This window comes from Mycobacterium sp. 1274756.6 (assembly GCF_001668625.1).
In the GTDB taxonomy this organism is placed as follows: Bacteria; Actinomycetota; Actinomycetes; order Mycobacteriales; family Mycobacteriaceae; genus Mycobacterium.
Genome location: NZ_LZLJ01000006.1, coordinates 1 through 2520, shown reverse-complemented (window position 1 = coordinate 2520; position 2520 = coordinate 1). Strand labels below are relative to the sequence as shown.

At 67.9% G+C, this 2520-nt stretch carries 3 protein-coding genes; all 3 read left to right on the top strand.

Annotated elements, in window-relative coordinates; translation table 11 throughout:
• On the top strand, positions 1-257 hold a 257-nt coding region (locus A5643_RS00810), incomplete at its 5' end, for an ABC transporter permease (protein WP_082948638.1).
• A gap of 2 nt (positions 258-259) precedes the next feature.
• Positions 260-1123 (top strand): MlaE family ABC transporter permease, encoded by an 864-nt coding sequence (locus tag A5643_RS00805; RefSeq protein ID WP_066851127.1) that lies wholly within the window; start codon positions 260-262, stop codon positions 1121-1123.
• Positions 1124-1133: 10 nt separating this feature from the next.
• On the top strand, positions 1134-2520 hold a 1387-nt coding region (locus A5643_RS00800), incomplete at its 3' end, for an MlaD family protein (protein ID WP_066851126.1).

The following is a 2520-nucleotide window of genomic DNA, read 5'->3' as shown; positions in this document are numbered from 1 at the left end:
CGCCGGGCAGTTTCGTCGCCACGTTCTCCTCGTTCGCCACCCCCGAGGACATGCTGCTCGCACTGCTCAAGGCCGTCATCTACGGTGCAATCGTCGCGGTGGTCGCCTGCCAGAAGGGGCTGTCCACCAAGGGCGGCCCCACCGGCGTCGCCAACTCGGTCAACGCCGCGGTGGTGGAGGCGATCCTGATCTTGATGCTGGTCAACGTCGGGATCAGCCAGCTCTACGAGATGCTCTTCCCGCGGACGGGGCTGTAACCATGGCAGCGACCCCGGCGACGTATCTCCCGAGTTTCGCCCGGCCACTGGTCGGGGCCTATCGACGCTTCACGCTGTCGATCATCCGGCTGGGCCACATGCTCATGTTCTTCGTGCGGGCGGTGGCCGCGGTCCCGACCGTGCTGCGCCAGTACCGCAAGGAATTCCTGCGGCTGCTCTCCGACATCGCCTGGGGCAACGGCTCGATCGTCGTCGGCGGGGGAACCGCCGGGGTAGCGATCGTGCTCGGCTTCACCGCCGGCGCCCTGGTCGCCATCGAGGGCTACAACTTCCTCAACATGCTCGGGTTGGGCCCGGCCACCGGGATCATCTCCTCACTGGTCAACACGCGCGAGCTGGCGCCGATCATGGCGTCGCTGGCGTTCGCGATGCAGGCCGGCTGCCGGTTCACCGCCCAGCTGGGCTCGATGCGCATCGCCGAGGAGATCGACGCGCTGGACTCGATCGCGATCAAGCCGATCCCCTACCTGGTCACCACCCGGCTGATGGCCTCGATCATCGCGGTGATCCCGCTGTACGTGGCCTGCCTCGCGGTCGCCTACCTGACCGCGCAGATCATGTCCGGCGCCATCAGCGGCGGTTCGATCGGCCCGTATCTGCACTACTTCACGATGATGCTCTCCGGCAAGGACATCATCTACTCGGTGATCAAGTGCGTGGTGTTCGTCTGGATCGCCTCGACCATGCAGTGCTACTACGGTTTCTTCGCCAGCGGCGGCCCCGAGGGTGTCGGCGTGGCCGCCGGTCGCGCCATGCGGGCCAGCATCACCGTGATAACCCTGGCCAACATGCTGCTGACCATGGCGTTGTGGAGCATCGACGCCGGCGCAAGGTTCGGTGGTTAGACAGATGGCAATGGGCAACTCGCTGGATCCGGACGGCCGCGGCCTGTCTGACTCCCAACTGCTCGGCGTGGGCGTCGGTGTGCTGGTGATGATCGTGGTCATCACCAGCACCTTGATGCTCAAGGCCACCGGCCGGCTGGACTCCTATGTGCGGGTGGTGGCCGAGCTGGTCAACGTCGGCGACGGTCTGCCCAGCCGGTCCGACGTCAAGTACCACGGCCTGCTGGTCGGCTCCGTCGACAACGTCGTGCCGGCCTCCTACGGCAACCCCAACTACGTCCACATCAACCTCAAGCCGCACTACGCCAAGGACATCCCGAACACCGTGACCGCCCGGGTGGTGCCCTCCAACGTGTTCGCGGTGTCCTCGGTGCAGCTGGTCGACCAGGGCGACGGCGGGCCGGCCATCCGACCCGACGACCACATCCTGGAGGACACCGAGCTGTCGACGGTGATCTTCCAGACCACGATCAGCAAGCTGCGCGACGTGCTGGCCGCCACCGGCCGCGGCCGTGACGACCACACGCTGGGAATCCTGGCCGCGGTCGCCGCCGCCACCGACCACCGCCGGGTCAAGCTGCTGCACGCCGGGGCACACCTGGACCGGATGCTCGACGAGCTCAACGCGATCGTCGCCACCGAGCCCGGCCCGTCGACGGTGACCGCACTGCTCAACGCCACCGAAGGCCTGAAGGCCACCGCGCCGGACCTGGTCGACGCACTGCACGAGGCGGTGCGCCCGATGCAGACATTCGCCGAGAAGCGCGCCGAGTTCACCTCGTTCATCTCCTCGTCGCAGTACACCTTCGGCACCACCCGCGAAGCCTTCGACAACCACACCGATCAGCTGATCGGCATCACCCAAGGCCTGACCCCGGCGATCGGGGTGTTCGCGATGAACGCCGACAAGTTCGTGCCGATCTTCCGGCGGGTGAAGACACTGTCGGACAAGTTCTTCGACGAGGTCTGGATCCCCGAAGCCGACGTGGGCAACATGCGCGCGAACCTGTCGATGACGCCGTTCTACACCTACACCCGGGCCGACTGCCCACGCTACGGCGACTTCAAGGGCCCCAGCTGCTACACCGCTCCGCTGACCCGGGTACGCGCCGACCTGCCCGAGACGCTGCTGCCGCAGAACTACCAGTTCCCCGCGGGCCTGGAGCCGCCGCCGGGCACCGAGATCGGCCCCAACGGCAACCTCATCGCGGTGGGCCCGCCCTACACCGACCCGACCCCGACGAACCTCGACGACCCGATGTGGAACCCGCCGCTGCAGTGGTGGGAGCAGCCGGCCCCGCGGGTGCCCGGCACCGCCAACCCGGATGCGGTCGAGCCGCCCCCGCCGGGCACGCCGCCGATCCCGACCGCCCCGGTGGGTCCGCCGCTGCCCGGCT

What these genes read in the sequence shown, in the direction of transcription:
- A5643_RS00805 (WP_066851127.1), top strand. Translation starts at nt 260, where the DNA reads ATGGCAGCGACCCCGGCGACGTATCTCCCGAGTTTCGCCCGGCCACTG.